This is a genomic window from Streptomyces sp. NPDC097617, assembly GCF_044761485.1.
Taxonomy (GTDB): Bacteria; Actinomycetota; Actinomycetes; order Streptomycetales; family Streptomycetaceae; genus Streptomyces.
On record NZ_JBIWCL010000007.1, the window covers coordinates 68,113 to 93,508 of the forward strand.

The window sequence follows — 25,396 nt, forward strand, 5'->3', positions numbered from 1 at the left end:
CACGCCGGACACCGTTAGAGGCGGCAGGCGTGGATCGAGGTGGTGAGGATCGCGCGCGCGCCGAGCTCGTACAGGTCGTCCATGATCCGCTGGGCTTCCTTGGCGGGGACCATCGCGCGGACGGCGACCCAGCCCTCGTTGTGCAGCGGGGAGATGGTCGGCGACTCCAGGCCGGGGGTGAGGGCGACCGCCCGCTCCAGGTGCTCGGCGCGGCAGTCGTAGTCCATCATCACGTAGCTGCGGGCCACCAGGACGCCCTGGAGGCGGCGCAGGAACTGCTGGGCGCGCGGGTCCTCGGGGTCGGAGGCATTGCTGCGGATGACGACGGCCTCGGAGGTCATGATCGGCTCGCCGATGACCTCCAGTCCGGCGTTGCGCAGGCTGGTGCCGGTCTCGACGACATCCGCGACGACCTGCGCCACGCCGAGCTGGATGGCGGTCTCGACGGCTCCGTCGAGGTGGACGACGGAGGCATCGATGCCCTGCTCGGCGAGGTGCTTGGCGACGATTCCCTCGTACGAGGTCGCGATCGTCATCCCGGTGAAGTCCTCGGGGCCCTTCGCCGTGCCGGGGATGGTGGCGTAGCGGAAGGTGGAGCGCCCGAAGTTCAGCGGGAGGATCTCCTCGGCGCTGGCACCGGAGTCGAGCAGCAGGTCGCGGCCGGTGATGCCGATGTCGAGCTTGCCCGAGGAGACGTAGATCGCGATGTCCTTGGGGCGGAGGTAGAAGAACTCCACCTCGTTCTCGGGGTCGACGACCACGAGCTCCTTGGACTCCTTGCGCATCCGGTAGCCGGCCTCATGGAGCATCGCCGACGCCGGTCCGGAGAGTGAACCCTTGTTGGGGACGGCGATGCGCAGCATGGGGCTTCCTTTGGTGCGTGGATTTCGGGATTGCGGGCGGGGTGTGCGTGCCGTGCTCAGAGGTGCGCGTAGACGTCGTCGAGGGAGATCCCGCGCGCCACCATCATCACCTGAACGTGGTAGAGCAGCTGGGAGATCTCCTCGGCGGCGGCTTCCTTGCCCTCGTACTCGGCGGCCATCCAGACCTCGGCGGCCTCCTCGACGACCTTCTTGCCGATGGCATGGACGCCCTTGTGGACGAGCTCGGCGGTGCGGGAGGTAGCGGGGTCGCCGTTGGCGGCCTTGTGCTGGAGCTCGGTGAAGAGCTCTTCGAAGGTCTTGGAGGGTTCGTTCGCCATGATGGTCCTCAGAATACGGGGTAGCCCGTCGCCACTCAGCGCCAGGGTTCGCTGACGGTGCGCAGGGTCATGGCGGTGGAGACGGCGGCGGTGACCGCTTCGTGCCCCTTGTCCTCGTTCGACCCCTCGAGGCCGGCTCGGTCCAGCGCCTGCTCGTCGTTGTCGCAGGTCAGTACTCCGAAGCCGACGGGGACTCCGGTGTCGATCGACACCTGCACCAGGCCCTGGGTGACGCCCTGGCAGACGTAGTCGAAGTGCGGGGTGCCGCCGCGGATGACCACTCCGAGGGCGACGATGGCATCGTAACCGCGACCGGCCAGTACCTTCGCCACGACCGGGAGCTCGAAGCTGCCGGGGACGCGCAGCAGGGTGGGCTCGTCGATGCCCAGCTCGTGCAGGGCCCGCAGGGCTCCTTCGACCAGTCCGTCCATGACCTTCTCGTGCCACTGGGCCGCGATCACGGCGACTCGCAGGTCTCCGCAGTTCTTCACGCTCAGTTCGGGTGCGCCCTTGCCGCTCACAGCTCTGCTCCTCGGTGGTTCGTGATGGGTGGGTGATCGGTGGTGGATATATGTACGGGTGGTGGTGCGCGGCTACTGGTTGCCGCAGGCGGAGGTGGTGACGGGCCCTTCCAGCCAGGGCAGGTCGTGGCCCATCCGGTCCCGCTTGGTGCGCAGGTACCGCAGGTTGTGCTCGCCGGCCTCCGTCGGCATCGACTCCCGGCTGGTGACCGTGATGCCGTGCCGGACGAGGGCGTCGGACTTCTCGGGGTTGTTCGTCATCAGGCGGACGCTGTGCACGCCGAGGTCGGCGAGGATCCGGGCGCCGGCGCCGTAGTCGCGCGCGTCGGCGGGCAGGCCGAGTTCCAGGTTGGCGTCGAGGGTGTCGCGGCCGCGCTCCTGGAGCTCGTACGCGCGCAGCTTGGACAGGAGTCCGATGCCGCGGCCCTCGTGGCCGCGCAGGTAGACGACGATGCCGCGGCCCGCGGAGGTGATGCGTTCCATGGAGGCGTGCAGCTGGGGTCCGCAGTCGCAGCGCTGGGAGGCGAAGATGTCGCCGGTCAGGCACTCGGAGTGCATGCGCACCAGCATGTCGGCGCCGTCGCCGATCTCGCCGTGGACCAGGGCCACGTGCTCGACGCCGTCGACGGTGGAACGGTAGCCGTACGCGGTGAACTCGCCGAAGGCGGTCGGCAGGCTGACCTCGGCCTCGCGGCGCACGGTGGGCTCGGCGGAGCGGCGGTAGGCGATCAGGTCCTCGATGGAGATGATCGTCAGGCCGTGCTTGCGGGCGAAGGGGATCAGCTCGGGCAGGCGCAGCATGACGCCGTCCTCGCCGGCGATCTCCACGATGGCGCCGGCCGGGCGCAGGCCCGCGAGGCGGGCCAGGTCCACGGCGGCCTCGGTGTGGCCGTTGCGGACCAGGACACCGCCGGGCTTGGCGCGCAGCGGGAAGACGTGGCCGGGGCGGACGAAATCGCCGGGCTCGGAAACCCCGTCGGCGAGCAGCCGCAGGGTGGTGGCGCGGTCGGCGGCCGAGATGCCGGTGGAGACGCCGTGGGCGGCGCTCGCGTCGACGGAGACGGTGAAGGCGGTCTGCATCGACTCGGTGTTGTTCTGGACCATCTGCGGGAGTTCGAGCCGGTCCAGCTCGTCGCCCTCCATGGGGGCGCAGATCAGGCCGCGGCACTCGCTCATCATGAACGCGATGATCTCGGGGGTGGCCTTCTCGGCGGCGATGACGAGGTCGCCCTCGTTCTCACGGTCCTCGTCGTCGACGACGACGATGGGACGGCCCGCCGCGATGTCGCGGATGGCCTGCTCGACGGGGTCGAGGCGGAAGGCCTCTTCGGGGATGTCGGGCACGGGCTTGAGGCTGGTCATGCCGTTGCTCCTTCCAGGGCCGGGGCGGGGGTGGTGCGGGAGCGCTGGTACCAGTCGTAGGCGCCCCACAGCACGAGGGCGAAGTAGACGACGTAGACGAGGCCGGAGAAGACCAGGCCGCCGTTGAAGGCGAGCGGGACGCCGACCAGGTCGACGAGGAGCCAGGCGAACCAGAACTCGACGAGGCCGCGGGCCTGGGCGACCATCGCGACGATGGTGCCGACGAAGATGTACGCGTCGGCCCACGGGCTCCACGAAAGGTCCGGGAAGAGCGTGAAGAGGCCGCCGACGGCGAGGGTGCCGAGCGCCGCGCCCGCCAGGAGCAGCCCGCGCTCCTTCCAGGAGGCGGTGCGCACGGCGATGGAGCCGTCCTGGGCCTTCTGGCGCCCGAGCTGCCAGGCGCGCCAGCCCCACACGGCCACGCCGATGACGAGGAGCTGCTTGCCGACGCCGCCGGCGAGGTGTGCGGAGGCGTAGGCGGCGATGAGGATCAGGCCGGAGAGGAGCTGGGCGGGCCAGGTCCATATGGAGCGGCGCCAGCCGAGGGCGAGCGCGGCCAGGCCCATCAGGTTGCCGATCATGTCGGACCAGATGACCTTCTGGCCGAAGACGGTGAAGGCCTCCGCGTTGAGCCAGGTCAGGGCGCTCACCGGGCTTCTCCCGTCGTGTGCAGCGGGTCCACTCCGGCGGCCAGGAGGCGCTCGACGTACTTCGCGAGGACGTCGACCTCCAGGTTGACGGGGTCGCCGCTCTGCTTGAGGCCGAGGGTGGTCAGCGCCAGAGTGGTGGGGATGAGACTGATGGTGAACCAGTCGGCGGCGGCCTCGACCACAGTGAGGCTGACGCCGTCGACCGTGATGGAGCCCTTCTCGACCACGTAGCGGGAGAGGTTCTTCGGGAGGGCGACCTGGACGATCTCCCAGTGCTCCGAGGGAGTCCGGGAGAGGATCTCGCCGGTGCCGTCCACGTGCCCCTGGACCAGGTGGCCGCCGAGGCGTCCGCCGAGGGCCATCGGGCGCTCCAGGTTGACCCGGGAGCCCTTGGTGAGGGCGCCGAGGCTGGAGCGGTTGAGGGTCTCCTGCATGACGTCGGCGGTGAACTCGCCGTCCGCGGTCTCCACGACGGTCAGGCAGACGCCGTTGACCGCGATGGAGTCGCCGTGCTTGGCGCCCTCGGTGACGAGAGGGCCGCGGAGCCGGAAGCGGGAGGCTTCCTCGAGCTGCTCGACAGCGGTGACCTCGCCCAGTTCTTCGACGATTCCGGTGAACACTCAGTGCTCCTTGGTGGCGGGGGTGGCGGGGACGGGGACTGCGGTGATGCGGAGATCGGGGCCGATGCGGACGGCCTCGGTGATGTCGAGGCGCAACGCACCGGAGATGTTCTTGATTCCGGCGTCGGCGAGGGCCGCGGGGCCCGCGCCGAGGAGGGCCGGGGCGAGGTAGCCGATGACGCGGTCGACGGCGCCGCTCTCGAGGAAGGTGCCGGCCAGTGTGGGCCCGCCTTCCAGCAGGAGGGAGCGCACGCCGCGCAGGAACAGGCGGGCGAGGAGGTCCTGGACGGCGATGCGGCCGTCGTGCAGGGGCAGCCGGAGCAGTTCGACGCCGGTCAGGTGCCGGGTGTCGGCGTCCTCTCCCACGACGAGCAGGGTGGGCGCCGCGTCGTCGAGGATGCGGGCGGTCGCCGCGATCGCGGCGCGGGTGTCGAGGGCGATCCGCAGGGGTTGCGCGGAGCCCTCGACGCCGCGCACCGCGAGGTGCGGGTCGTCGGCGCGCAGGGTGCCGCCGCCCACGAGGACGGCGTCGCTCTCGGCACGCAGCCGGTGGACGTCGGCGCGGGACTCGGAGGAGGTGATCCAGCGGCTGCTGCCGTCGGCGGCGGCGCTGCGGCCGTCGAGGGTGGCGGCGTACTTCCAGGTGACGTGCGGCCGGCCGAGGCGTACGGAGGTCAGCCAGGCGGCGTTGCCCGCCTCGGCCTCGTCCGCGAGGAGTCCGGCCGCGGTGCCGATCCCGGCGGCGCGCAGGGTGGCGGCGCCTCCGCTGGCCTGCGGGTTCGGGTCGGAGACGGCGTAGACCACGCGGGCGATCCCGGCGTCCGCGAGCGCCTGGGCGCAGGGCCCCGTACGCCCGGTGTGGTTGCAGGGTTCGAGAGTGACGTAGGCGGTGCCGCCGCGGGCGGCCGCGCCTGCCGTGCGCAGGGCGTGGACCTCGGCGTGCGGGCCGCCGGCCCGCTCGTGCCAGCCCTCGCCGACGACGGCGCCCGAGGCGTCGGTGATGACGCAGCCGACGACCGGGTTGGGGCTGGTGGAGCCGAGTCCACGGGCGGCGAGCTCGATGGCTCGGCGCATGGCACGGGTGTCCGCGTCGGGTGCTGCGTGCGCGGCGTGTGTCGCCACCGGGTCCTCCTGCCTCATCGGGCACGGACTCCGGGGCCTGTCGGGATACGACAGATGAAGCGGTACAGCGCACAGGGGGACGCCGAGGCCGGAAAAACGGTTCGACCGGGCATATCCGTAGGAATATGCCGACGAACCGCCGACGGCGGCGTACCGGTGACTGGCCCGCCGCGCACTGCCTCCCATCCGGACTTTAACCGTCGGTCCAGGAATCTCACCTGGTCAACCGGCCGCTGGCTGCGGACGGGTCGCGGACTATAACCGCCGGTTCGGAATTGCACCGACCCCGGAGTGCGCTGCTACTGGTACTCCAGCCAGTCTGCCACGCGCGATCGCCGGCCATGCGAGCGATGTGGTGTGGCCTGGCTCACATCAGGTCACCACCCGTGCGGACTTTGTCAAGTGGGGCGGGGTTGGTCCAGACCTATTGACGCGGTGGTCTAGTCCTCTTAACGTTCCCTTCATCTTCCCGGGAACAGCCCGTCAGATGTGCGCACGTCACGGGCCAACACGCTTCCGCACCACCCCTGTTGCCACATGTTGTGTCCAGTTGTGTCCTGCATCCTCCCCTCCCCAGGAGGCACAATGCTGTCCCCCACACGTACGAGAGCGATGCTCCTGGCATCCGGCGCCGCAATCGCCGGACTCCTGGTGGGCGGGCTCTCCGCGGGCGTCTCGCACGCGGCCGACAACGAGAGCTGTCGCCCCGACGGCCTCTACAAGACCGCCGGCGTCGACGTCCCTTACTGCTCGGTCTACGACGGCGAAGGCCGCGAGAAGATGGGCGCCGACCACCAGCGCCGCGTCATCGGGTACTTCACCGGCTGGCGCACCGGCAAGGACGGCACCCCCGCCTACCTCGCCAACAACATCCCGTGGTCCAAGGTCACCCACCTGAACTACGCCTTCGCCCACGTGGGCTCCGACAACAAGATCTCGGTCGGCGCGAACAACGCGAACAACGCCGCCACCGGGATGACCTGGCCCGGCGTCGCGGGCGCCGAGATGGACCCGGCCCTCCCCTACAAGGGCCACTTCAATCAGCTGACGAAGTTCAAGAAGCAGTACCCGAACGTCAAGACGCTCATCTCGGTCGGCGGCTGGGCCGAGACCGGCGGCTACTTCGGCGACGACGGCAACCGGGTCGCCTCCGGCGGCTTCTACTCGATGGCCACGAACGCCGACGGCTCGGTCAACCAGGCCGGCATCGACACCTTCGCCGACTCCTCGGTCGAGTTCGTCCGCACGTACGGGTTCAACGGCGTCGACATCGACTACGAGTACCCGACCACCATGAAGGACGCCGGCAACCCGCTGGACTGGCAGCTGGCCAACGCCCGCCGCGCCGGCCTGGTCCAGGGCTACGCCGCCCTGATGAAGTCGCTGCGCGAGAAGCTCGACCGCGCGGGCGCCGCCGACGGCAAGCACTACCTGCTCTCCGTCGCCGCGCCCTCCTCCGGCTACCTGCTGCGCGGCATGGAGACCTTCCAGGTCCAGAAGTACCTGGACTACGTCAACATCATGTCCTACGACCTGCACGGCGCCTGGAACGAGTACGTCGGGCCCAACGCCTCGCTCTTCGACGACGGCAAGGACGGCGAACTCGCCGCCGCCGGCGTCTACTCCACCTCCCAGTACGGCGGCGTCGGCTACCTCAACACCGACTGGGCGTACCACTACTTCCGCGGCTCCATGCCGGGCGGCCGCATCAACATCGGCCTGCCTTACTACACCCGCGGCTTCAAGAACGTGCAGGGCGGCACCGACGGCCTGTGGGGCAAGGCCGCCGCGACCACCTGCCCGGCCGGCGCCGGCCTGACCAAGTGCGGCGACGGCGCGGTCGGCATCGACAACCTGTGGCACGACAAGGACACCAACGGGGTCGAGTCCCCGGCGGGCTCCAACCCGATGTGGCACGCCAAGAACCTGGAGAAGGGCGTCGTCGGCGACTACGTCACCTCGTACGGCTTCCCGGCGAACACCACGCTGACCGGCACCTACGTCCGCAAGTACGACTCCACCCTGGTGGCGCCGTGGCTGTGGAACGCGCAGAAGAAGGTCTTCCTCTCCACGGAGGACGAGCAGTCGGTGGCCGCCAAGGCCGACTACGTGGTCAACAAGGGCATCGGCGGCACGATGGTCTGGGAGCTCGCGGGCGACTACGCCTACAACGCGGCCAAGGGCCAGTACGAGGTGGGCGACACGCTCACCGACACGATGTACCAGAAGTTCAAGTCGGCCTCCCCCTACGGCGCGAAGAAGGCGGGCGCCACCGCGCTGCCGACTCGGGCCGTGGACATCAGGACGGAGTTCACCGAGTTCAAGCTCGGCGACTCCAACTACCCGCTCACCCCGAAACTGAAGATCACCAACAACACGAACGCCACGCTGCCCGGCGGCACCGAGTTCCAGTTCGACTACGGCACCTCGGCCCCGAACAACGCCTCCGACCAGTCCGGCTTCGGCACCACCGTGATCAGCAGCGGCCACACCGGCAACAACGTCGGCGGCCTGAAGGGCGACTTCCAGCGGGTCTCCCTGAAGCTCCCGGCCTGGCAGACCCTGGCCCCGGGCGCCTCCGTCGACCTGGCCTTCAACTACTACCTGCCGGTGTCCACCCCCTCCAACTGGACGGTGAACATCTCGGGCACCAGCTACGCCCTCGCCGGGGACCTGGCGCGCGGCACGACGCTGGTGCAGCCCGGCTCCACCCAGCCGCCCACCACTCCTCCCACCACTCCTCCCACCACCCCGCCGACCACTCCCCCCACGACCCCGCCCACCACGCCTCCGGGCGGGACCTGCACCAACCCGGCGTACGTGGCGGGCACGGTCTACAACAGCGGCAACCTCGTCTCCCACAAGGGCCGCAACTGGAAGGCCCAGTGGTGGACGCAGAACGAGGAGCCCGGCACCACCGGTGAGTGGGGTGTCTGGAAGGACCAGGGCGCCTGCTGACATTCATGAGGTGTGAGTGAACGTGAGGACCCGGTGGCCCGGCGGCCACCGGGTCCTCGCGCGTTCCGCGGGCACCCGGCCTCGTACGCTGCTGAGGTGATCACACACGTCACCGCGTCCGACGCGGACTTCGAGGAAAACCGTCCCCGGATGTTCGGCATCGCCTACCGCATGCTCGGCTCCGCCGCGGAGGCCGAGGACATCGTGCAGGACGCCTACCTGCGCTGGGCGTCCGCGGACCGCGAGAGCATCGAGTACCCGGGCGCCTGGCTCGCCAAGGTCGTCACGAACCTCTGCCTCAACGCCCTCACCTCGGCGCGGGTCCGGCGGGAGGAGTACGTCGGCCCCTGGCTCCCGGAGCCCGTCCTGACCGGGGACGGCGCCCTCGGCCCGCTGGAGTCCGCGGAGCAGCGGGACAGCGTGTCGATGGCCCTGCTCCTGCTGCTGGAGCAGCTCACCCCGGTCGAGCGGGCCGTCTACGTCCTGCGCGAGGCGTTCGCCTACAGCCACCGGGAGATCGCCGCCGTCCTGGACCTCACCGAGGTCAACTGCCGGCAGCTCTACCGGCGGGCGGCCGGCCGGGTGGCCACGGACCGGGTGACCCCTGAGGAGCGGCGCTCCGAGCCGGACCCCGAACGGTGGCGGAGCCTCGTGGAGACCTTTATGACGGCGGCGCGCGGCGGGGACCTGGCCCGGCTGGAGGGGCTGCTGACGGCCGACGTCCGGTTCGTCTCGGACGGCGGCGGCGTGGTCAGCGCGGCGCTGCGGCCGATCCTGGGGCGCGAGAAGGTGGCCCGGTTCGCGGTCGGTGTGCTCAAGAAGTACGCCGGGGACCTGCCGGTCGGCTTCGTAGAGATCAACGGATCGCCCGCGCTGCTGTTCGGCGAGGAGGCCGTTCTTCTGGTGGAATTCGAGAACGGGCTGGTCAGCGGCATCAGCACGGTACTCAACCCGGAGAAGCTGGAATTCCTCCAGCGCCAGCTGTCACATTCCTGAGAGCTGTCCGGTCCCCGCTGCTGAAGGATCACATCGGCGAAAGGCGGACCCCATGAGCACCATCCTCGTCACCGGAGGCACCGGCACCCTCGGGGTGCCGGTCGTCGCGCGGCTGCGCGACGCGGGCCACGATGTCCGCGTACTGAGCCGGCACGCCGCGGAGCACCCGGTCGACCTGATGGACGGCAGGGGGCTGGACGCGGCGATGGCGGGCACGGAGGTGATCGTCCACTGCGCGAGCGACACGCGCGGCGCCGGCAGGAACGACGAGGCCGCCACCCGGCACCTCATCGACGCGGCCCGGCGGGCGGGGACCGTCACCAACATCGTCTACATCTCGATCGTCGGGGTGGACGTGGTGCCGCTCGGCTACTACCGGGCGAAGCTGCGGGTGGAGCGGCTGCTGGAGGGCTCCGGGCCCGGTGTGACCGTCCTGCGCACGACGCAGTTCCACAACCTGGTGGCGCAGCTGGTGGACACGGCGGCGAAACCGCCGCTCCTGCCGGTACTGGTGCCCGGCGGGGTGCGGGTGCAGCCGATCGCCGTCGAGGAGGTCGCGGACCGGCTGGCGCAGCTCGCGGTCCCGACCCCGTCGGGCCGGGTCACGGACATGGGCGGCCCGGAGATCCACACCCTGGCGGACCTGGCCCGCACCTACCTGGCGGCAACGGGCCGCCACCGCCGGGTGCTCCCGGTCCCCCTGGCGGGCAAGACCTACGCGGCCTTCAAGCGGGGCGGCCACCTGTCGCCGTCCCACGCGGTGGGGCGGGAGACGTTCGCGCAGTTCGCGGCGGGACGGGGGCGGTAGCCGGGGTGGTGCCGCGGCGGCTCCGGTGGCTCCCGTGGCTCCGGTACGTCGGAGCGGACGCGCCGGAGTTCCTCGAGCCGCAGGACCCGGCCGAACCGGCGGAGCGCGGCGAGATCGGTCCGGTCGGGCCGGTCGGGCCGGGCTGCGAGCCGTTCTGATCCGCCGGCTTCCCTCCTACCCCCCGAACAGCACCGCCTGAGCGGCCTCCCGCGCCGCCAGTCGCGCTCCCGCCAGGACCGCCGGGTCACCCAGGGTCGTCGCGCGGATCTCCGTCGGGACCGGAGTCAGCTTCGCCACGCGGTCGGCGACCCTCGCGGCCAGGGCGGGGCCGCCGGCGCGGCCCAGTTCGCCCGCCAGGACCACGCATCCGGGGTCCAGGATCGCCGCGGCCGCCGCCGCGCCCAGGGCGAGGCGCTCGGCCAGGGCTTCGAGGAAGGCCTCGCCCGCGGCCCCGGCCGCGGCCTCCTCCGCCGGTCCCGCGAAGCCGTGTTCGCGCGCCAGCGCGGTCACCGCTTCGCGGCCCACCAGGGCGTGGAATCCGCCCTCGCAGTCCGCGGCCGACGGCAGTCCGCCCGTACCGGGCACCGGGAGGAAGCCGATCTCGCCCGCCCCGCCGGAGGCGCCCCGGCGCAGCCGGCCGTCCAGGACCACAGCCGCGCCCACGCCGGCGCCGAGCCACAGCAGGACGAAGGAGTCCAGGTCGCGTGCGACGCCGAGGCGCTGCTCGGCGAGGGCGGCGAGGTTGGTCTCGTTCTCGACGACGACCACGGCGGGCAGGCTCCGCTGCAGGGCGCAGACCAGGTCCCGGTGCCAGGCGGGCAGGCCGGAGGTGTCGCGGAGTTCGCCGGTGGCCGGGGCGACCAGGCCCGGGGCGCCTATGACGACGGTGTGCAGTTCGGCGGCGCCGGCCTCGCGCGCGGTGCACAGCAGGGCCGCCACCGCGTCCTCGGGGGCGCCGACGGGCAGCGCGGCTTCGGCGAGTGTCCGGCCGAGGAGGTCGGTGACGACTGCGGTGACCCGGTCGGTGCGCACGTCGAGGGCGGCGAGGTGGGCGCGGTCGGCGACGATCCCGTACAGCTTGGCGTTGGGGCCGCGGCGCTGTTCACCGGATTCGCCGGCGATCTCGATGAGTCCGGCTTCGGTGAGCCGGTCGACGAGGTCGGCCACCGAGGGGCGCGAGAGGCCGGTCATCGCCTTGAGCTGGTTGGCCGTCAGCGGCCCGGATTCCTGGAGCAGTTGGAGCGCGAGGCGGTCGTTGATGGCCCGGGCCGTGCTGGGCGAGGCGGGGGACGTTACCGGGGTGGGGGCAGGAGTCACGGCGCCCATCCTAGGAGTCTGGCCGTTATCTATCAGGCAGGGTCCCTGATAGTTTAATCCCATGACCGGGGACACCGACCTCAGCCCGGCGCGTCTGCGCCATGCCCGCTACGCCATCGCGGCCGTCTTCTGCACCCACGGCGCCGTCACCGGCTCCTTCGCCACCCGCATCCCCTGGATCCAGGAGCACGCCCAGCTCAGCCCGGGCACCCTGGGCCTGGCCCTCGCCTTCCCCGCCCTGGGCGCGGCCCTCGCGATGCCGCTGGCCGGCCGGATCAACCACTGGCTCGGCGCCCGGACCTCGCTGCGGGTGCTGCTCTCGCTGTGGACCCTCTCGCTGATCCTGCCGAGCCTCGCCCCGAACCTGCCCACCCTGTGCTTCGTCCTCTTCGTCTACGGAGCCACCGCCGGGATGTCGGACGTGGCGATGAACGCGCTGGGCGTGGAGACGGAGAACCGGCTCGGCCGCTCGATCATGTCCTCGCTGCACGGCATGTGGAGCGTCGGCGCCCTGCTCGGCTCGGCCGCCGGCACGGTCGCCGCGCACACCGGGGCCGACGCCCGGCTGCACCACCTGATCGCCGCCCTGGCCCTCACGGCGGTCGGGCTGGTCGCCGCACAGGGGGTGCTGGACCTGAGGAGCGACGAGGGCGCCACCGCGCCGCCGCACTTCGCGCTGCCTCCCAAGTCGGCGCTGCTCATCGGGGCCGTCGGATTCTGCGCGGTGTTCGCCGAGGGCGCGAGCCTGGACTGGTCGGCCGTCTACCTGCGGGACGTCCTGCACACGGACGCCGGCCTGGCGGCCGCCTCCACCACCGCCTTCGCACTGACCATGGCGGTGGCCCGGCTGGTCGGCGACCGCGTGGTGGACCGGTTCGGGGCGGTGCGCACGGTCCGGGTCGGCGGGGTAGTGGCCACCCTGGGCGGGCTGCTCGTGGTCGGGGTGCGCCATCCGGCTGGTGCACTGGCCGGTTTCGGGCTGATCGGGCTGGGTATCGCGGTCGTGGTCCCGCTGGCCTTCGCGGCGGCGGGGCGCAGCGGGCCGGCCCCCGCGCAGGCCATCGCGGGTGTCGCGACGATCACGTACACCTCGGGACTGATCGCGCCGTCGGCGATCGGCGCGGTGGCGGACGCGACCTCGCTGGTGGTGTCCTTCGGGCTGGTCACCCTGCTGGCGTTCGCACTGATCGCGGGCGCGACGGTACTGCGCCAGGGGCCACCGGTCGGGCAGGCTGGGGGCGATCCCGGCGGGGCCACGGCCGGGTCCGGGGCCACCGACCTCGACGAACCTGCCCAAACCCGGCCGTAGTATGTCGACCGGCCGCAGCTGCACGTACTCCGTGCGCTGCGGCCTCGATGTGTGAGCAGTAGCCGGAGAAACGGAGTGGAACATGGGCCTCGGCGTGGGCTGGACCCTGCACGGAGACGGGCGGACTCCCGCCCCCGGCGCGGTGGTCCGCCCGGAGGAGCGGCTGTCGTGGCCGCGGACCGCCGGGCTGGGTGCCCAGCACGTCGTGGCGATGTTCGGAGCGAGTTTCGTCGCTCCGGTCCTGATGGGCCTGGACCCGAACCTGGCCATCATGATGTCCGGCGTGGCGACGGTGATCTTCCTCCTCGCCACGCGCGGCCGGGTCCCGTCGTACCTGGGCTGCTCGCTGTCGTTCGTCGGTGTCGCGGCGGCGATCCGGGCCTCGGGCGGGGACAGCGCGGTGGTCACGGGCGCCGTCTTCGTCGTCGGTGTGGCGCTGTTCCTGGCGGGCCTGGCGGTCCAGCGGTTCGGTGCCCGGATCATCCACGCGGCGATGCCGCCGGTGGTGACGGGCGCGGTGGTGATGCTGATCGGCTTCAACCTGGCGCCGGTGACGGCGAGCACCTATTGGCCGCAGGACCAGTGGACGGCGCTGCTGACCATGCTGTTCACCGGGGCGGCCGTGGTCTGCCTGCGCGGATTCTGGTCGCGCATCGCGATCTTCCTCGGCCTGCTCTTCGGGTACGGCATCTCCTGGATCTTCGACCTGCTCTTCGGCATGATCCACTCGACGGTGGGCGGGGAAGCGGCCGTCGACCACTGGCGGCTCGACCTCTCCGCGGTCGCCAAGGCCGACTGGATCGGCCTTCCGTCCTTCCACGCGCCCGCCTTCGAGTGGTCGGCGATCCTGATCGCGCTGCCCGTGGTCATCGCACTGATCGCCGAGAACGCCGGGCACATCAAGGCCGTCGGCGAGATGACCGGCGACCCGCTCGACGACAAGCTGGGCACGGCCATCGCCGCGGACGGCGCCGCGTCGATGCTGTCCACGGCGGTCGGCGGCCCGCCGAACACCACCTACTCCGAGAACATCGGCGTCATGGCCGCCACCCGGGTCTACTCCACGGCGGCCTACTGGGCGGCCGCGGGCTTCGCGCTGCTCTTCGGCCTGTGCCCCAAGTTCGGCGCGATCGTCGCCGCGATCCCGGGCGGGGTGCTCGGCGGCATCACCGTCATCCTCTACGGGATGATCGGCCTGCTCGGCGCCCAGATCTGGATCAGCGGCCGGGTGGACCTGCGCAACCCGCTGAACCTGGTTCCGGCCGCGGCGGGCATCATCATCGGCATCGGCGGTGTGAAGCTGCAGATCACCGATACCTTCGAGCTGGGCGGCATCGCCCTGGGCACGATCGTGGTGATCACCGGCTACCACGCACTGCGCTACCTCGCGCCCGCGCACCTCAAGCAGGAGCCCCTGCTCGACGAGGGCACCTCCGCCTACGACGACGACTCGGGGGACGGCTCCGGTGGCGGCCAGGACAAGCCCCGTTGACGGTGTTTCGCCCGAACCGGGGAAGCGTACGGCCAAGTTCCCCGGATCCGCGTCCGCGCCTGCGACTCTGCCCCCATGGATGCGGTGCTGGCGCGGATGCGCGCCCTGGAGGAGCGGCTCCCGCCGCAGGACGGCGTCGCCGTCTTCAACCGGGTCTACCTGACGGTGACGGAGACCCTGCACCGGCGCATCGAGCACGGCGGGTTCCCGACGCCCCGGCGGGCGCAGACCCTCAGCGTGCGGTTCGCGGAGCGGTACCTGACGGCGGTGGAGGCGGACCGGGCGCCGGCGTGCTGGCGCCCGCTGCTGCAGTACCGCCGCCACCCGGGGATCCGGCCGCTCCAGCACGCGCTGGCCGGGATCAACGCGCACATCGGCCACGACCTGGCGCTCGCCGTGGTGGCCACCTGCGGTGAGCTGAACTGCGAACCACGGGCCCTGGAGGCGGACTTCGACCGGGTCGGCGACACCCTGGTCTCCCTGGAGGAGCACATCCGGGAGGACCTGATGCCGGGCCCGGACCTCCTGGAGATCGCCGACCCGCTGACCCACCTGGTCGGCTCGTGGAGCCTGGAGCGGGCCCGCGCCGGGGCCTGGTCGGCGGCCCGGCTGCTCTGGACGCTGCGCCGGGTGCCGGACCTGGCCGAGGAGTTCACGGACTCCCTCGACGCGGGCGTGGGCCTGGTCGGCCGCTGCCTGCTGACCCCGCGCGGCTGAATCGGCGCTCCGAAGACGGCGGGGCCGTCTCCCCCACCGGTCGTGGGAGGGACGGCCCCGCTGCTGCGGCGGCCCGGTCGGGCCGTGCCGTTACGGCTGGTAGATGTCCTTCCATCCGCTCCAGTGACCGCCGGCCGTGCGGGTGGTCTGGCTGATGGTGCCGTTGGCGATGGCGGTCAGCCGGAAGCCGTCGCCGGCCGTGGTGGCGAGGAGCTCGCGCGTGTATCCGGGGTTGCCCACGACCGCGGTCACGTCTCCCCACGCGGTCCAGCTGCCGTCGGCCTTGCGGGTGGTGTGGTGGATGCGCCCCTCGGCAGCGGCACTGAGCTGGAAGTCCCCGCCGGTGCCCGCGGCGGCCGAGGCCTCGATCGAGGTCAGCGGCTGGGCGACGGGAAGCGGGGTGAAGGCGGACCAGTTGCCCGGGCGGCCCTGCCCCCCGTGGTAGGCCAGGCCTGCCGAGAGGATCGCCAGCTGCGGCTGGCCGTTCACCGCGGCGAGGGTGATCTGGTCGATCTGCGCGGGGGTACCCGGGACGAGCCGCCAGGGGTCCCAGCGGTCGGGATAGCGGGTCGTCAGGTAGACCTTGCCGTCCGCGACGGCGGCGATCACCATGTTCCAGCCGTCCTGGGCGGCGGCGATCTGCGTCACCCTCGGCAGCCCGCCGGCGGCGGCGGTGGCGTCGCCCCAGCGCTGCCAGTCGCCGGGGAGGCGCACGGCGTGGTGGATCTTTCCGTCGGCCAGGGCCAGTACGTGGAGCTGGCTGTCGGCGCCGATGGTGGCCACCTGCTCGACGTTCGGGATCTCACCCGCGACCGGTGTGGTGTCCTCGACGCTGCCTCCGGTGAAGCCGTGCCACACGCGGCCGTCGACGACCGCGACCATGTGGCCGCCCTGGGTGGTGGTGGCATCGGAGAGGGAGGTGGCCGTGTTGTTGTCGTCCCACTGGATACCGCTGTTGAGCGTGGCCTCGGAGTCGTTGCCCGCCTTGTCGGTGGCGTAGGCCTTGATCTCGTAGCGGCCCTCGCCCATCTTGGGCAGCAGTACCGCCGCCTTGCCGTGCCAGGCCTCCACCCGCCGGGTCGGCTGGTCGGTGTTGATCCCGAACCGGTACGTCTGGACGTGCTCCCCGCCCGTGGCGCCTTCCGCGGTGAAGGTGGCGATGCCCTTGACGGGATCGATCGCGATCGTCGGAACCGGCGGGGCGGTCCGCTTCACGGTGAACCGGCCGCCGCCCTGCCAGGCGGACGCGCTCGTACCGTCGTCGGCCTGCACTTCCCAGGCGTACGACTCGTCCCAGGGCAACCACGTGTCGGGGATGCGGAAGTCGGCGATGCCACCGCTGGGGACGCTGACGGTGGATTCGTTGAACCAGCCGCCCCGGTCGACGTAGTGGACGCGGAAGCGGGCGGTCACGTTCCCGCTGTCGGGGTCCGCGATGCGGGCGCGCAGGTGCACGCCGGTGGCGAGGTTGGTCTTGCCGATGTAGCCGTGAGCGGTGGGCTGCGGGGTCATCTGCAGCTCGCCGGGGGTGTTCGGCGTCTGGTTGTACTCGATGGAGAGGGTGGCGCTGTTGAGGAACTTCTTCCAGCCGAAGGTGTCGGACTCGTTCTCCGCCTTCAGCCCCAGCGTGATATCGCGCCAGCCGGCCGCAGCCGCTTCCCTCATCTTGTTCGTGACGTCGAACTCGACCCCTCCGGCGGGGCAGTTGGGGCCCCAGCCCTTGGCCGTGTTCACCGTGGCCAGGTGCTGGTCCCAGCCCGGCTGGTTGCGCCACGTGGTGCCGGAGCTGATGGCGCCGGTGAACCAGAGCTGGACCGGTCGGGCCTGGCAGGACCAGGACCATTCGAGCTGGGTGGAGAACGTGCCGCGGATGACGTTCTTGCCGGCGAAACCGGCCGTGTCCATCCGGTACAGCGACCGGGAGAGGCCGTTGGACTCGTTCTCGTAGCCGACGCGGGCCAGTTCGTTCTTGTTCCAGTACGCGGTGTCCTGGAACTTCTTGTACACCCGGGTCCAGGCGATCCGGCCGCCGCTCATCCACGGGTCGATGAAGACCGGGTAGACGGTGTCCTTGCCCTTGAGGATCTTCTGGTCCGGGACCACCGTCAGGGTGGTGCCGTCCACCGTGGTGGCCATCGGGGCCTGCTTCGCGCTCAGACCCGGCTCCCACGCGGTCGAGGCGCTGCCGTCCTTGACCACGGGGCCGCTGCTGTCCTGCGCCGCGGCCGCGCTCCGGGCCAGCGAGGAGACCTTCTGCTGGCCGGCGGTCGGGGTCGACTCCCACATGGTCGGGGTCGGCCCGCCGAAGACGATCCGCCCGGCGGCGTCCTTGGCGGTCAGGTTTCCGTGGCCGTCGGCGGCGACGGCGAGGTTCTTGGTCCTGAGGCCGAAGCCGATCTCGGCGAGCTTCGGATTCGCGGCCGCCTCGGCGGACTTGACCTCAAGGACCTGGGAGAAGCCCTCGATACCGGCGCGGACCTTCAGGTCCACACCCGGGAGCACGTCGGGGTACGTGGCCGTGTCCCCGCTGATGCGCGGCTTCGGCAGGGCCTGGGGCCAGGTCAGGGATATCTCCTTGTCCCCGTCGGTCAGGCTGACCAGGGGACCCGTTCCGCCGCCGGACAGCGAGAGCGGAAGGAGCGAGGCCTTCGGGGTCACGACCCCCTTGGCCGAGACCTGGAGGGAGGCGTCGAGATCGACCCACTTGCCGCCCTTCTTCACCCACTTGGGGCTGGTGTGGCGTTCCAGAGTGAACGTGCCCGAGGGGTTCGCGAGCGTGCGGGTGTCCTCCGTGCGCTGCTCCAGGACCTCCACCGGCTTCCCGCTGGAACGTGCGCTGCTCTGGGCCTTCTGTTCCGGCGTCATGCCCTTCGTGTCCGCGGCGGGCGCGGCCTGGGGGAGGGAAGTCGCGTGGGCGGGCGTCAGGCTGACGCAGAGACCGGTGAGCGCCAGCACGGCCAGGGCCTTCGGCCAGGCGTGTGGTCTTCGTGGGCTCCTCGACGGAGGGGCGGAGTACATGGCGAAACCATCCAGGGGTGAGGGCGATCGGATTGAGCGACCGCCTCGTCGGCGGCACGCGTGAAGAGTTCGGGGGCCCCGCGTGCCGGCGGGTGGATGACCGAGGTCGAGCCGAAGATCACACGCACCCAGAACCTTACGGAACTAGATCATACTTATACTCATTCTTGACCTTCTCCTGGGTTTACCAAGAGATCGGAACAGGTTCGTCCGGTTCCACTATGGACTACGTTGACTAATGCATGACCATGTCAGGATTGATCGTTTACTGTGTGCGTGATAGGTGCGTTGGTCGTCAACGCGCCTCATTCTGCATAGAGGAATTGCGTGAGTCCGTCGCACATACCCCGGAGATCCGAGCCCCATTGGAGCTCGGACAACGTATGGAACTGGCCCAAATACATTCGCCGTTCGGCCCAGACCATTGCCATTACGGTCAGCTCCGCCCTGCTGGTATCGGCAGGCGTGAGCACCGCGGCCGCGGCCACCGAGAAGTTCAAGGTCCGCGGCACCCAGAACGAGCCGGCACTCACCGGCACCGCCGTGCCGGTGAAATCCGCGCCGAAGAACGAAGCAGCGCAGAACGCCCAGAAGAAGGCCCCCAAGGTCGCCTGGCCCAAGGGCGGCGAAGCGCTCCTGGAGCCCGGCACCGGCGCAACCGCCCGCGCGCAGGCCGCTGCGCCCGCCCGCAGTGACGTAGGCGGCCTCCCCGTCGGAATACGCGCCGCGACCACGGCAGTTCCGTTCACCCGGTCGGGAGCCGCGGCTGCTCCTGCCGCACCGGCCGCACCGGCCGCACCGGCCAATGTGAAGGTCTCGGTCAAGAACCAGGCCCACGCCGAAAAGGCCGGCATCAACGGTGTGCTGATGGCCGTGGAACCGGGCGCGGGCGCACCTTCGCCCGGCAAGGTCGAACTGGACGTCGACTACTCCGCGTTCGCCGGAGCCTTCGGCGCGAACTTCGCGGGCCGCATGCGCGTGGTGCAGTACCCGGCATGCGTACTGACGACGCCGGAGAAGCCCGAGTGCAAGACCGGAACGCCGGTCGACAGCGGAAATGACGTCAAGAACAAGACGCTGACCGCCCGTATCGCCCTGGCCGGTACGGGCAGCGACGCCGGTGCCGGCGCCAAGTCACCGCAGGCGCTTTCCGCGCGGAGCGCGGCCGCCGCGGCTCCGATGGCCCTGGCCGCCGAAGCGGGTGCCTCCGGCACCGGCGGAGACTTCAAGGCGACGCCGCTCGCCCCCACCTCGAGCTGGCAGTCGGGCGGGGCCTCCGGTGACTTCAACTGGACCTACCCCATGTCCACCCCGGAAGCTCCCGGAGACCTCTCTCCCGAGCTCGGGCTGAACTACTCCGCGCAGAGCGTGGACGGCCGCATGGCCGCCAGCAACACCCAGCCCTCGCAGGCGGGCGACGGGTTCGAGCTCACCTCCGGCGGTTTCATCGAGCGCCGCTTCCAGCCCTGTTCGGACGTCCCCGGCTCCGGAGTGAGCTTCAAGGACGGCAAGGGCGACCTGTGCTTCGCCTCCGAGAACGCCATGCTCTCCCTCAACGGCTCGGGCACCGAGCTGGTCAGGGACGACGCCACCGGCACCTGGAAGGGTGTCAAGGACGACGGCTCCAAGGTCGAGTACCTCACCGGTGCCGCCAACGGGGACGCCGAGGGCGGCTACTTCCGCCTGACGACCGTCTCCGGCACGGTCTTCACCTTCGGCCTGGGCCGGCCGGGCAACTGGAAGGCCGGCGACCAGGAGACCAACTCCGCCTTCACCGTCCCGCTGTACGGCAAGGACGGCGGCAAGCAGCGCGCCTGGCGCTACAACCTCGACCACGTCTCCGACGTGCAGGGGAACGCCATGGTCTACTACTACGCCAAGGAGACAAACCGCTACGGCGCCAACAAGCAGCTCCAGGGCGTCGAGTACACCCGTGGCGGGCACCTCAGCCGCGTCGAGTACGGCCTGCGGACCGGCGCCGAATACGGCACCAAGGCCCCGGCCAAGGTCCTGATCGACACCGCGGAGCGCTGCCTGCCCGGTGCGGACTGCTCGGACGCCAAGTTCACCAAGGAGAACGCCAAGAACTGGCCCGACGTCCCCGTCGACCAGTTCTGCGCTCCCGGCAAGGAGTGCAAGAACCAGCACTCCCCCACCTTCTGGACCCGCAAGCGGTTCTCGGCCATCACCACCCAGGTGCTGACCCGGGGCGCGTACAAGGACGTCGACCGCTGGGACCTGACCCACTCCTTCCCCCAGACCGGCGACGGCACCAGCAACGGCCTGTGGCTGGCCTCGGTCAAGCACACCGGTAAGACCAACGGTGAGCTCAGCACCCCCGAGATCACCTTCTCCGGCCAGCAGCTGGCCAACCGCGTCGACGGCCTGGAGGGCCTGCCGCCCTTCATCCGCTACCGGATCAACGCCATCAGCACCGAATCCGGTGGCCTGATCGGCGTCACCTACTCGGCTCCCGAGTGCAACCGCAACGGCACCCTGCCGGCCTCGGACGCCGACAACACCCTGCGCTGCTACCCGGTCAACTGGTCCGCGCCGGGGCAGCCCATCGGCCCGGACGGCCGGCCCAAGCCGTACAAGGACTACTTCCACAAGTACGTCGCCACCCAGGTCGTCGAGAACGACCTCGTCGGCGGATCCCCCTCGACCGTCACCCGGTACGAGTACTCCGGCGCCCCGGCCTGGGCGTACGACACCTCCGAGTTCCTGCGCGACACCGAGCGCACCTGGAACCAGTGGCGCGGCTACGGCAAGGTCATCACCCGCACGGGCGACGGCGCCGACCAGCGCACGCGTTCGGAGAACGTCTACTTCCGGGGCCTGGACGGCGACCGCACCGCTTCCGGCGGCGCGCGCAGCGTCAAGGTCGCCGACTCCGAGGGCAACCAGATCACCGACCACCTCTCGCAGGCCGGCGGTACCCGGGAGACCCTCAGCTACAACGGTGACGGCGGCCCGCTGATCGCCGCGACCTCGTACGAGCCGTTCATCAGCGCCGCGACCGCGACGCGCAACCGCACCGGCACGACACCGTTGACCGCGCACCGGTTCAACAACGGCGCGGAGCGCACCCGCACGGCCCTCGCGACCGGCTTCCGGCGCACCGCGGTGAAAAAGACCTACGACGAGCACGGCGTGATCACCGAGGTCAACGACCTGGGTGACACGTCCACCGCAGGCGACGACCGCTGCGTGCGGACCGAGTACGCGCGCAACACCCGCAAGCACCTGCTCAACCTCGTATCCCGTCAGGAAACCGTCTCCGTCGCCTGCGACGCCGCCGTCCAGCGGCCCGCGCACGTCATCTCCGACGAGCGCACCCACTACGACGGCAAGGGCTTCGGGGGAACCCCCGAGCGGGGCGACGCCACAGCAGCGGAGGAGCTGGCCGAGTACGTCGGCGGGCAGCCGCGCTATGTGGTGACCGGAACGGAGAAGTTCGACCACTACGGCCGCTCCGTGGAGACCACGGACGTCCTGGGCAACACCTCCGGCACCGCGTACACCCCGGCTACCGGCGAAATGCCGCACCAGGTGGTCACGACCAACGCGCTCGGACACACCGAGACCGAGATCATCGACCCCGCCCGGGGCCTGACCCTGACCGAGATCGACGCCGACGGCCGCCGTGAGGAGTCCGAGTACGACGCCCTCGGCCGCCTAACCAAGGGCTGGTCGGCGGGACGGACCCGGGACCAGAAGCCCGACGTCGAGGTCTCGTACCTGACGCGCAAGGACGGCCCCTCCGCCGTCACCACGCGCACCCGTCTCGCGGACGACACGTACACCGTCAGCCAGGAGCTGTACGACGGTCTGATGCGGCCGCGGCAGACCCAGGCCACGCGCGCCGACCTCAACCAGAACGACGAGGCGCGCTCCGGCCGCGTCGTCACCGACACGGTGTACGACTCCCGGGGCCTCCAGGTGAAGGCATCGGGTCCCTACCTGGAGAAGAGCAACCCCGCCACCACCCTGGTCTCCGTCCCGGACAACCAGATCATCCGCCAGACCGGCTACCTGTACGACGGTGCCGGGCGCAAGTCGGCCGAACTGTTCTACAGCCTCGGCACCGAGAAGTGGCGCAGCACGACCGCCTACGAGGGTGATCGTCAGCACGTCGTCCCGCCCCAGGGCTCGACGGTCACCACCACGATCGGCGATGCCCGCGGCAACACCGTCGAACTGCGCCAGTACAAGGGCCGCGAGGCCAGCGGCGCGTACGACAGCACCCGTTACGAGTACGGCCCCGGTGGTGAGCTGCTCAAAGTCGTCGACCCGGTAGGCAACACCTGGACGCACGAGTACGACCTGCGTGGTCGCAAGACCAAGGACACCGACCCCGATCGCGGCGTCACCACGTACACCTTCGACGACGGTGACCAGCCCGTCTCGACGACCGACGCCCGCGGCAAGACCGTGCACGCCTCCTACGACAAGCTCGGCCGCCGTCTCGCGGTGCGCGATGGGGGTCCCGCGGGACCGAAGCTCTCCGAGTGGACCTACGACACCCTGTCCAAGGGCCGACCGACGTCCTCGACCCGCAACGTCGACGGCAAGGCGTACACCACTTCGGTCCTCGGCTACGACGGCAGCGGAACCGCGACCGGATCCAGAACCACGGTTCCGGACGGGCTGGGCAAGCTCTCCGGAAGCTACGAATCCAAGGTCGACTTCGACAGCGTCGGCAAGCCTGCCTCCGCGCACCTGCCCGCCGTGGGCGGACTCGCCGCTGAGAAGGTGGACTTCGGCTACAACGCCGCAGGGGTGCCCAGCACCCTCAAGGGCGCGGCCGAGTACGTCAGCAGCAGTCGGTACACCCCCTTCGGCGAGCTCATGCAGTACATGCAGGGCGCCAAGGGCAAGCGCATGATCCACACCAACTACCTGGACGACTCGACCCGTCGGGTCACCAAGTCGTTCGCGGACCGTGAGGTCGCACCGTCCGCGCTGTCCGAGGTCGACTACGCCTACGACCCTGCGGGCAACATCACTTCTCTCAGCGAACTGCGCGAGGGGACGACCCGCGACACGCAGTGCTTCGCGTACGACTACCTGCGTCGTATGACTGAGGGTTGGACCGCGAAGACGACCTGTGCGGGGGGACCTTCCGCAGCCACCGTCGGCGGTGTGTCGCCGTACTGGCACTCGTACACGTTCGACCCGACGGGCAACCGCACCAGCGAGACCAAGCACGACGTGGGCAACGGCGAGACCCGCCGCACCTACACCTACCCGACTGCCAAGAGCAGCCAGCCGCACGCACTGAGCGGCGTCGACGTCGTCGAGCCCACGGGAACCCGCAAGGACTCGTACGCGTACGACGCCACCGGCAACACCACCCTCCGCAAGATCGGGAACTCCGAGCAGAAGCTGGAGTGGGACACCGAGGGGCAGCTCACCAAGGTCACCGAGGGCACCAAGGTCACCGAGTACGTCTACGACGCCGAGGGCAACCGCCTGCTGCGCAAGGACCCTTCGGGCACCACGCTCTACCTTGGCACCACCGAGGTGGCCTTGGCTCCGGACGGCAGCACGAAGGCCACTCGCGGGTACGGGTTCAGCGGCTCAACGGTTGCCGTCCGCTCCTCGGACGGAAAGGTCTCCTACCTCTCCGCCGACCACCACAACACGGCGACCATCTCGGTGGACGCCGTGGGTTCGATGACCGCCACCCGGCGGGACATGACCCCCTACGGTGAGACGCGGGGTACCGCGCCGCAGGCATGGCCGGACCAGAAGGGCTTCGTCGGCGGCACAGTCGACGCCTCCACCGGTCTGACTCAGCTGGGTGTCCGCTCCTACGAGCCGGCCACCGGGCGCTTCCTGTCGGTCGACCCGTTGATCGACATCGACGACCCGCAGCAGATGAACGGGTACGCGTACGCGAACAACAACCCGGTGTCCATCTCGGACCCCGACGGCAAGATCATCCCCATCCTCGTCGGCATAGCCATCCGCATCGCCGCCCAGCGCATCGCGATGGAGATCGCCCGCCGCGCCGCTATTGAGGCCGCAAAGAGGGCAGCAGCCGAACTCGCGAAGCGTCTCGCTATCGAAGCCGCCAAGAAGGCCGCTGCCGAAGCCGCCAAGAAGGCCGCGGAGGAAGCCGCGAAGAAGGCAGCCATCGAGGCTGCGAAGAAGGTGGCACTGGAAGCCGCCAAGAAGCAGGCGGCCAAGGAGGCCGCCAAGCAGGCGGCCAAGAAGCAGGCGGCGAAGCAGGTCGCCAAGAAGCCGCAGGCAAAGGCCGCACCGAAGCAGCAGGCGGCCGCGAAGAAGGCCCCCAAGTCCAATCAGAAACCGCCGAAGCAGCAGCAGAACGCCCCGAAGAAGGGACCGAACGACGAACTCAAGAAAGAGCTGATGGACATTGGAAAGGATCACATCACCGAGATGCTGGCAGAGCATGCCAGAGGGGAGCGAAGCCACGCGCCCGGTGCATTCAGCGTTGGTCGGGACTCGACCACCGGCAAGACGTATCTCGGTGCAAGCGGCTCTCCGGACAACCTTCACCCGACCGTGCGAAGCCTTCTCCCGAGGACTTCCCAGCACCCCAAGGGACGACCGCCGCAGGTTTGCGCGGAGGCACGCATGTGCACCAATGCCCTCAACGACGGAGCGAAACTGAAGAACCTGGACATAGTCACCGTGAACACCAAGGGGAAAAAGTTCGGCGCATGTGAAAATTGCTCGACATGGATCTTCTCAGTAGTGAGGAACGTACTGACCGGATGAACATCGAGAACGAACGTCCGAACCTGGACGAGGTGGTAGAAGCCCTTCCTCAGGCGACGGCCGTGGAGTACGGGGACCTTGACGTCGAGACGATCTGCGACCAGTACCGGGAAGAGGGATACGAGGTGACTCCCCGCCTGCTCGACTTCCTCGAGCAGTATCGAGAGATCACCATCTCGTGGCTGCACCAGGGTAGGTCCGAGACCGAACTGGAGATCAGTATCGAGGGTGCCCTGAACGAGCACATCATCCGCATCGGGTACTACGCGAAGATCGCCGGTAAGGGACTGCTCCCTGTCGGAACGGCTTTCGGTGACTCCACGGTCCTCCTCTCGGAGGACGGTGACATCTACTTCGGCGACGTCGCGGGCGTCCAGCGGGTGGGCCACGGCTTCCTACCGTCGATGACCGCGCTGATCTCTGACAACTGGAACAAGGCGTATCTCATAGAACCCTGACGGATCTCCGTCCACGGAAGCCCTGCCGGATCCTCCGGCAGGGCTTCTGCCGTTCCCGGCGCCGGCGAAGGCGACGGCGAAGTCGACGGTGGACATG

At 70.2% G+C, this 25,396-nt stretch carries 17 protein-coding genes and 1 riboswitch; of the genes, 8 read left to right on the forward strand and 9 right to left on the reverse strand.

The features are described from left to right. Positions 1-14: 14 nt before the first annotated feature. The 7 genes from hisG to ribD form a co-directional block, all read right to left on the reverse strand. On the reverse strand, positions 15-863 hold the full coding sequence (hisG, locus tag ACIQZO_RS14420) for an ATP phosphoribosyltransferase (protein WP_403625214.1): 849 nt from the start codon (positions 861-863) through the stop codon (positions 15-17). A 56-nt stretch (positions 864-919) separates the two neighbouring features. After that, positions 920-1,201: a phosphoribosyl-ATP diphosphatase gene (locus ACIQZO_RS14425; protein ID WP_327261486.1), complete on the reverse strand. Its 282-nt coding sequence runs from the start codon at positions 1,199-1,201 to the stop codon at positions 920-922. A gap of 35 nt (positions 1,202-1,236) precedes the next feature. Then, positions 1,237-1,722, reverse strand: coding sequence for a 6,7-dimethyl-8-ribityllumazine synthase (ribH, locus tag ACIQZO_RS14430; RefSeq protein WP_351596345.1), 486 nt, complete (start codon positions 1,720-1,722; stop codon positions 1,237-1,239). A 72-nt stretch (positions 1,723-1,794) separates the two neighbouring features. After that, entirely contained in the window at positions 1,795-3,084 is a 1,290-nt protein-coding gene (locus ACIQZO_RS14435; protein ID WP_403625218.1) for a bifunctional 3,4-dihydroxy-2-butanone-4-phosphate synthase/GTP cyclohydrolase II, read from the reverse strand. Further along, positions 3,081-3,734 (reverse strand): nicotinamide riboside transporter PnuC, encoded by a 654-nt coding sequence (locus ACIQZO_RS14440; RefSeq protein WP_403625220.1) that lies wholly within the window; start codon positions 3,732-3,734, stop codon positions 3,081-3,083. Before ACIQZO_RS14440 ends, ACIQZO_RS14435 begins: the two co-directional genes overlap by 4 nt. Further along, complete coding sequence (locus tag ACIQZO_RS14445) at positions 3,731-4,354, reverse strand: riboflavin synthase (protein ID WP_403625223.1); 624 nt, start codon at positions 4,352-4,354, stop codon at positions 3,731-3,733. Before ACIQZO_RS14445 ends, ACIQZO_RS14440 begins: the two co-directional genes overlap by 4 nt. Next, the gene (ribD, locus tag ACIQZO_RS14450) at positions 4,355-5,494 is read right to left on the reverse strand and encodes a bifunctional diaminohydroxyphosphoribosylaminopyrimidine deaminase/5-amino-6-(5-phosphoribosylamino)uracil reductase RibD (RefSeq protein WP_403625225.1); all 1,140 of its coding nucleotides are present in this window, start codon (positions 5,492-5,494) and stop codon (positions 4,355-4,357) included. It abuts the gene before it with no gap. A gap of 150 nt (positions 5,495-5,644) precedes the next feature. Beyond that, positions 5,645-5,775, reverse strand: a riboswitch (FMN riboswitch). 286 nt (positions 5,776-6,061) lie between these two features. On the opposite strand from ribD, the gene ACIQZO_RS14455 reads away from it, so the two are divergent. From ACIQZO_RS14455 to ACIQZO_RS14465, 3 genes are all read left to right on the forward strand, one after another. Next, the gene (locus ACIQZO_RS14455; RefSeq protein WP_403625228.1) at positions 6,062-8,434 is read left to right on the forward strand and encodes a chitinase C-terminal domain-containing protein; all 2,373 of its coding nucleotides are present in this window, start codon (positions 6,062-6,064) and stop codon (positions 8,432-8,434) included. 96 nt (positions 8,435-8,530) lie between these two features. Continuing rightward, entirely contained in the window at positions 8,531-9,430 is a 900-nt protein-coding gene (locus tag ACIQZO_RS14460) for an RNA polymerase sigma-70 factor (RefSeq protein ID WP_403625231.1), read from the forward strand. Positions 9,431-9,482: 52 nt separating this feature from the next. Next, positions 9,483-10,238: an SDR family oxidoreductase gene (locus ACIQZO_RS14465; RefSeq protein WP_403625234.1), complete on the forward strand. Its 756-nt coding sequence runs from the start codon at positions 9,483-9,485 to the stop codon at positions 10,236-10,238. Positions 10,239-10,412: 174 nt separating this feature from the next. Here the strand turns inward: ACIQZO_RS14465 and ACIQZO_RS14470 are convergent, their stop codons facing one another. Then, positions 10,413-11,564 carry an ROK family protein gene (locus ACIQZO_RS14470; RefSeq protein WP_403625237.1) on the reverse strand — a complete coding sequence of 384 codons (1,152 nt, stop codon included), beginning with the start codon at positions 11,562-11,564 and terminating at the stop codon, positions 10,413-10,415. Positions 11,565-11,616: 52 nt separating this feature from the next. Between ACIQZO_RS14470 and ACIQZO_RS14475 the strand changes: the two genes are divergently transcribed. The 3 genes from ACIQZO_RS14475 (at position 11,617) to ACIQZO_RS14485 (ending at position 15,073) form a co-directional block, all read left to right on the forward strand. Beyond that, positions 11,617-12,864, forward strand: a complete 1,248-nt coding sequence (locus ACIQZO_RS14475; RefSeq protein ID WP_403625240.1) for an MFS transporter — start codon at positions 11,617-11,619, stop codon at positions 12,862-12,864. Between the two features lie 82 nt (positions 12,865-12,946). After that, complete coding sequence (locus ACIQZO_RS14480; protein ID WP_403625243.1) at positions 12,947-14,356, forward strand: uracil-xanthine permease family protein; 1,410 nt, start codon at positions 12,947-12,949, stop codon at positions 14,354-14,356. 75 nt (positions 14,357-14,431) lie between these two features. Further along, positions 14,432-15,073, forward strand: coding sequence for a DUF5995 family protein (locus tag ACIQZO_RS14485; protein WP_403625246.1), 642 nt, complete (start codon positions 14,432-14,434; stop codon positions 15,071-15,073). Positions 15,074-15,163: 90 nt separating this feature from the next. On the opposite strand, the gene ACIQZO_RS14490 is transcribed toward ACIQZO_RS14485, so the two are convergent. Continuing rightward, entirely contained in the window at positions 15,164-18,091 is a 2,928-nt protein-coding gene (locus tag ACIQZO_RS14490) for a DNRLRE domain-containing protein (protein ID WP_403625249.1), read from the reverse strand. Between the two features lie 465 nt (positions 18,092-18,556). On the opposite strand from ACIQZO_RS14490, the gene ACIQZO_RS14495 reads away from it, so the two are divergent. Both ACIQZO_RS14495 and ACIQZO_RS14500 read left to right on the forward strand, forming a co-directional pair. Beyond that, positions 18,557-24,841, forward strand: a complete 6,285-nt coding sequence (locus tag ACIQZO_RS14495) for an RHS repeat domain-containing protein (RefSeq protein WP_403625252.1) — start codon at positions 18,557-18,559, stop codon at positions 24,839-24,841. After that, positions 24,838-25,299: an SUKH-3 domain-containing protein gene (locus ACIQZO_RS14500; RefSeq protein ID WP_403625255.1), complete on the forward strand. Its 462-nt coding sequence runs from the start codon at positions 24,838-24,840 to the stop codon at positions 25,297-25,299. The genes ACIQZO_RS14495 and ACIQZO_RS14500 overlap by 4 nt, the downstream gene beginning before the upstream one ends. Positions 25,300-25,396 lie beyond the last annotated feature (97 nt).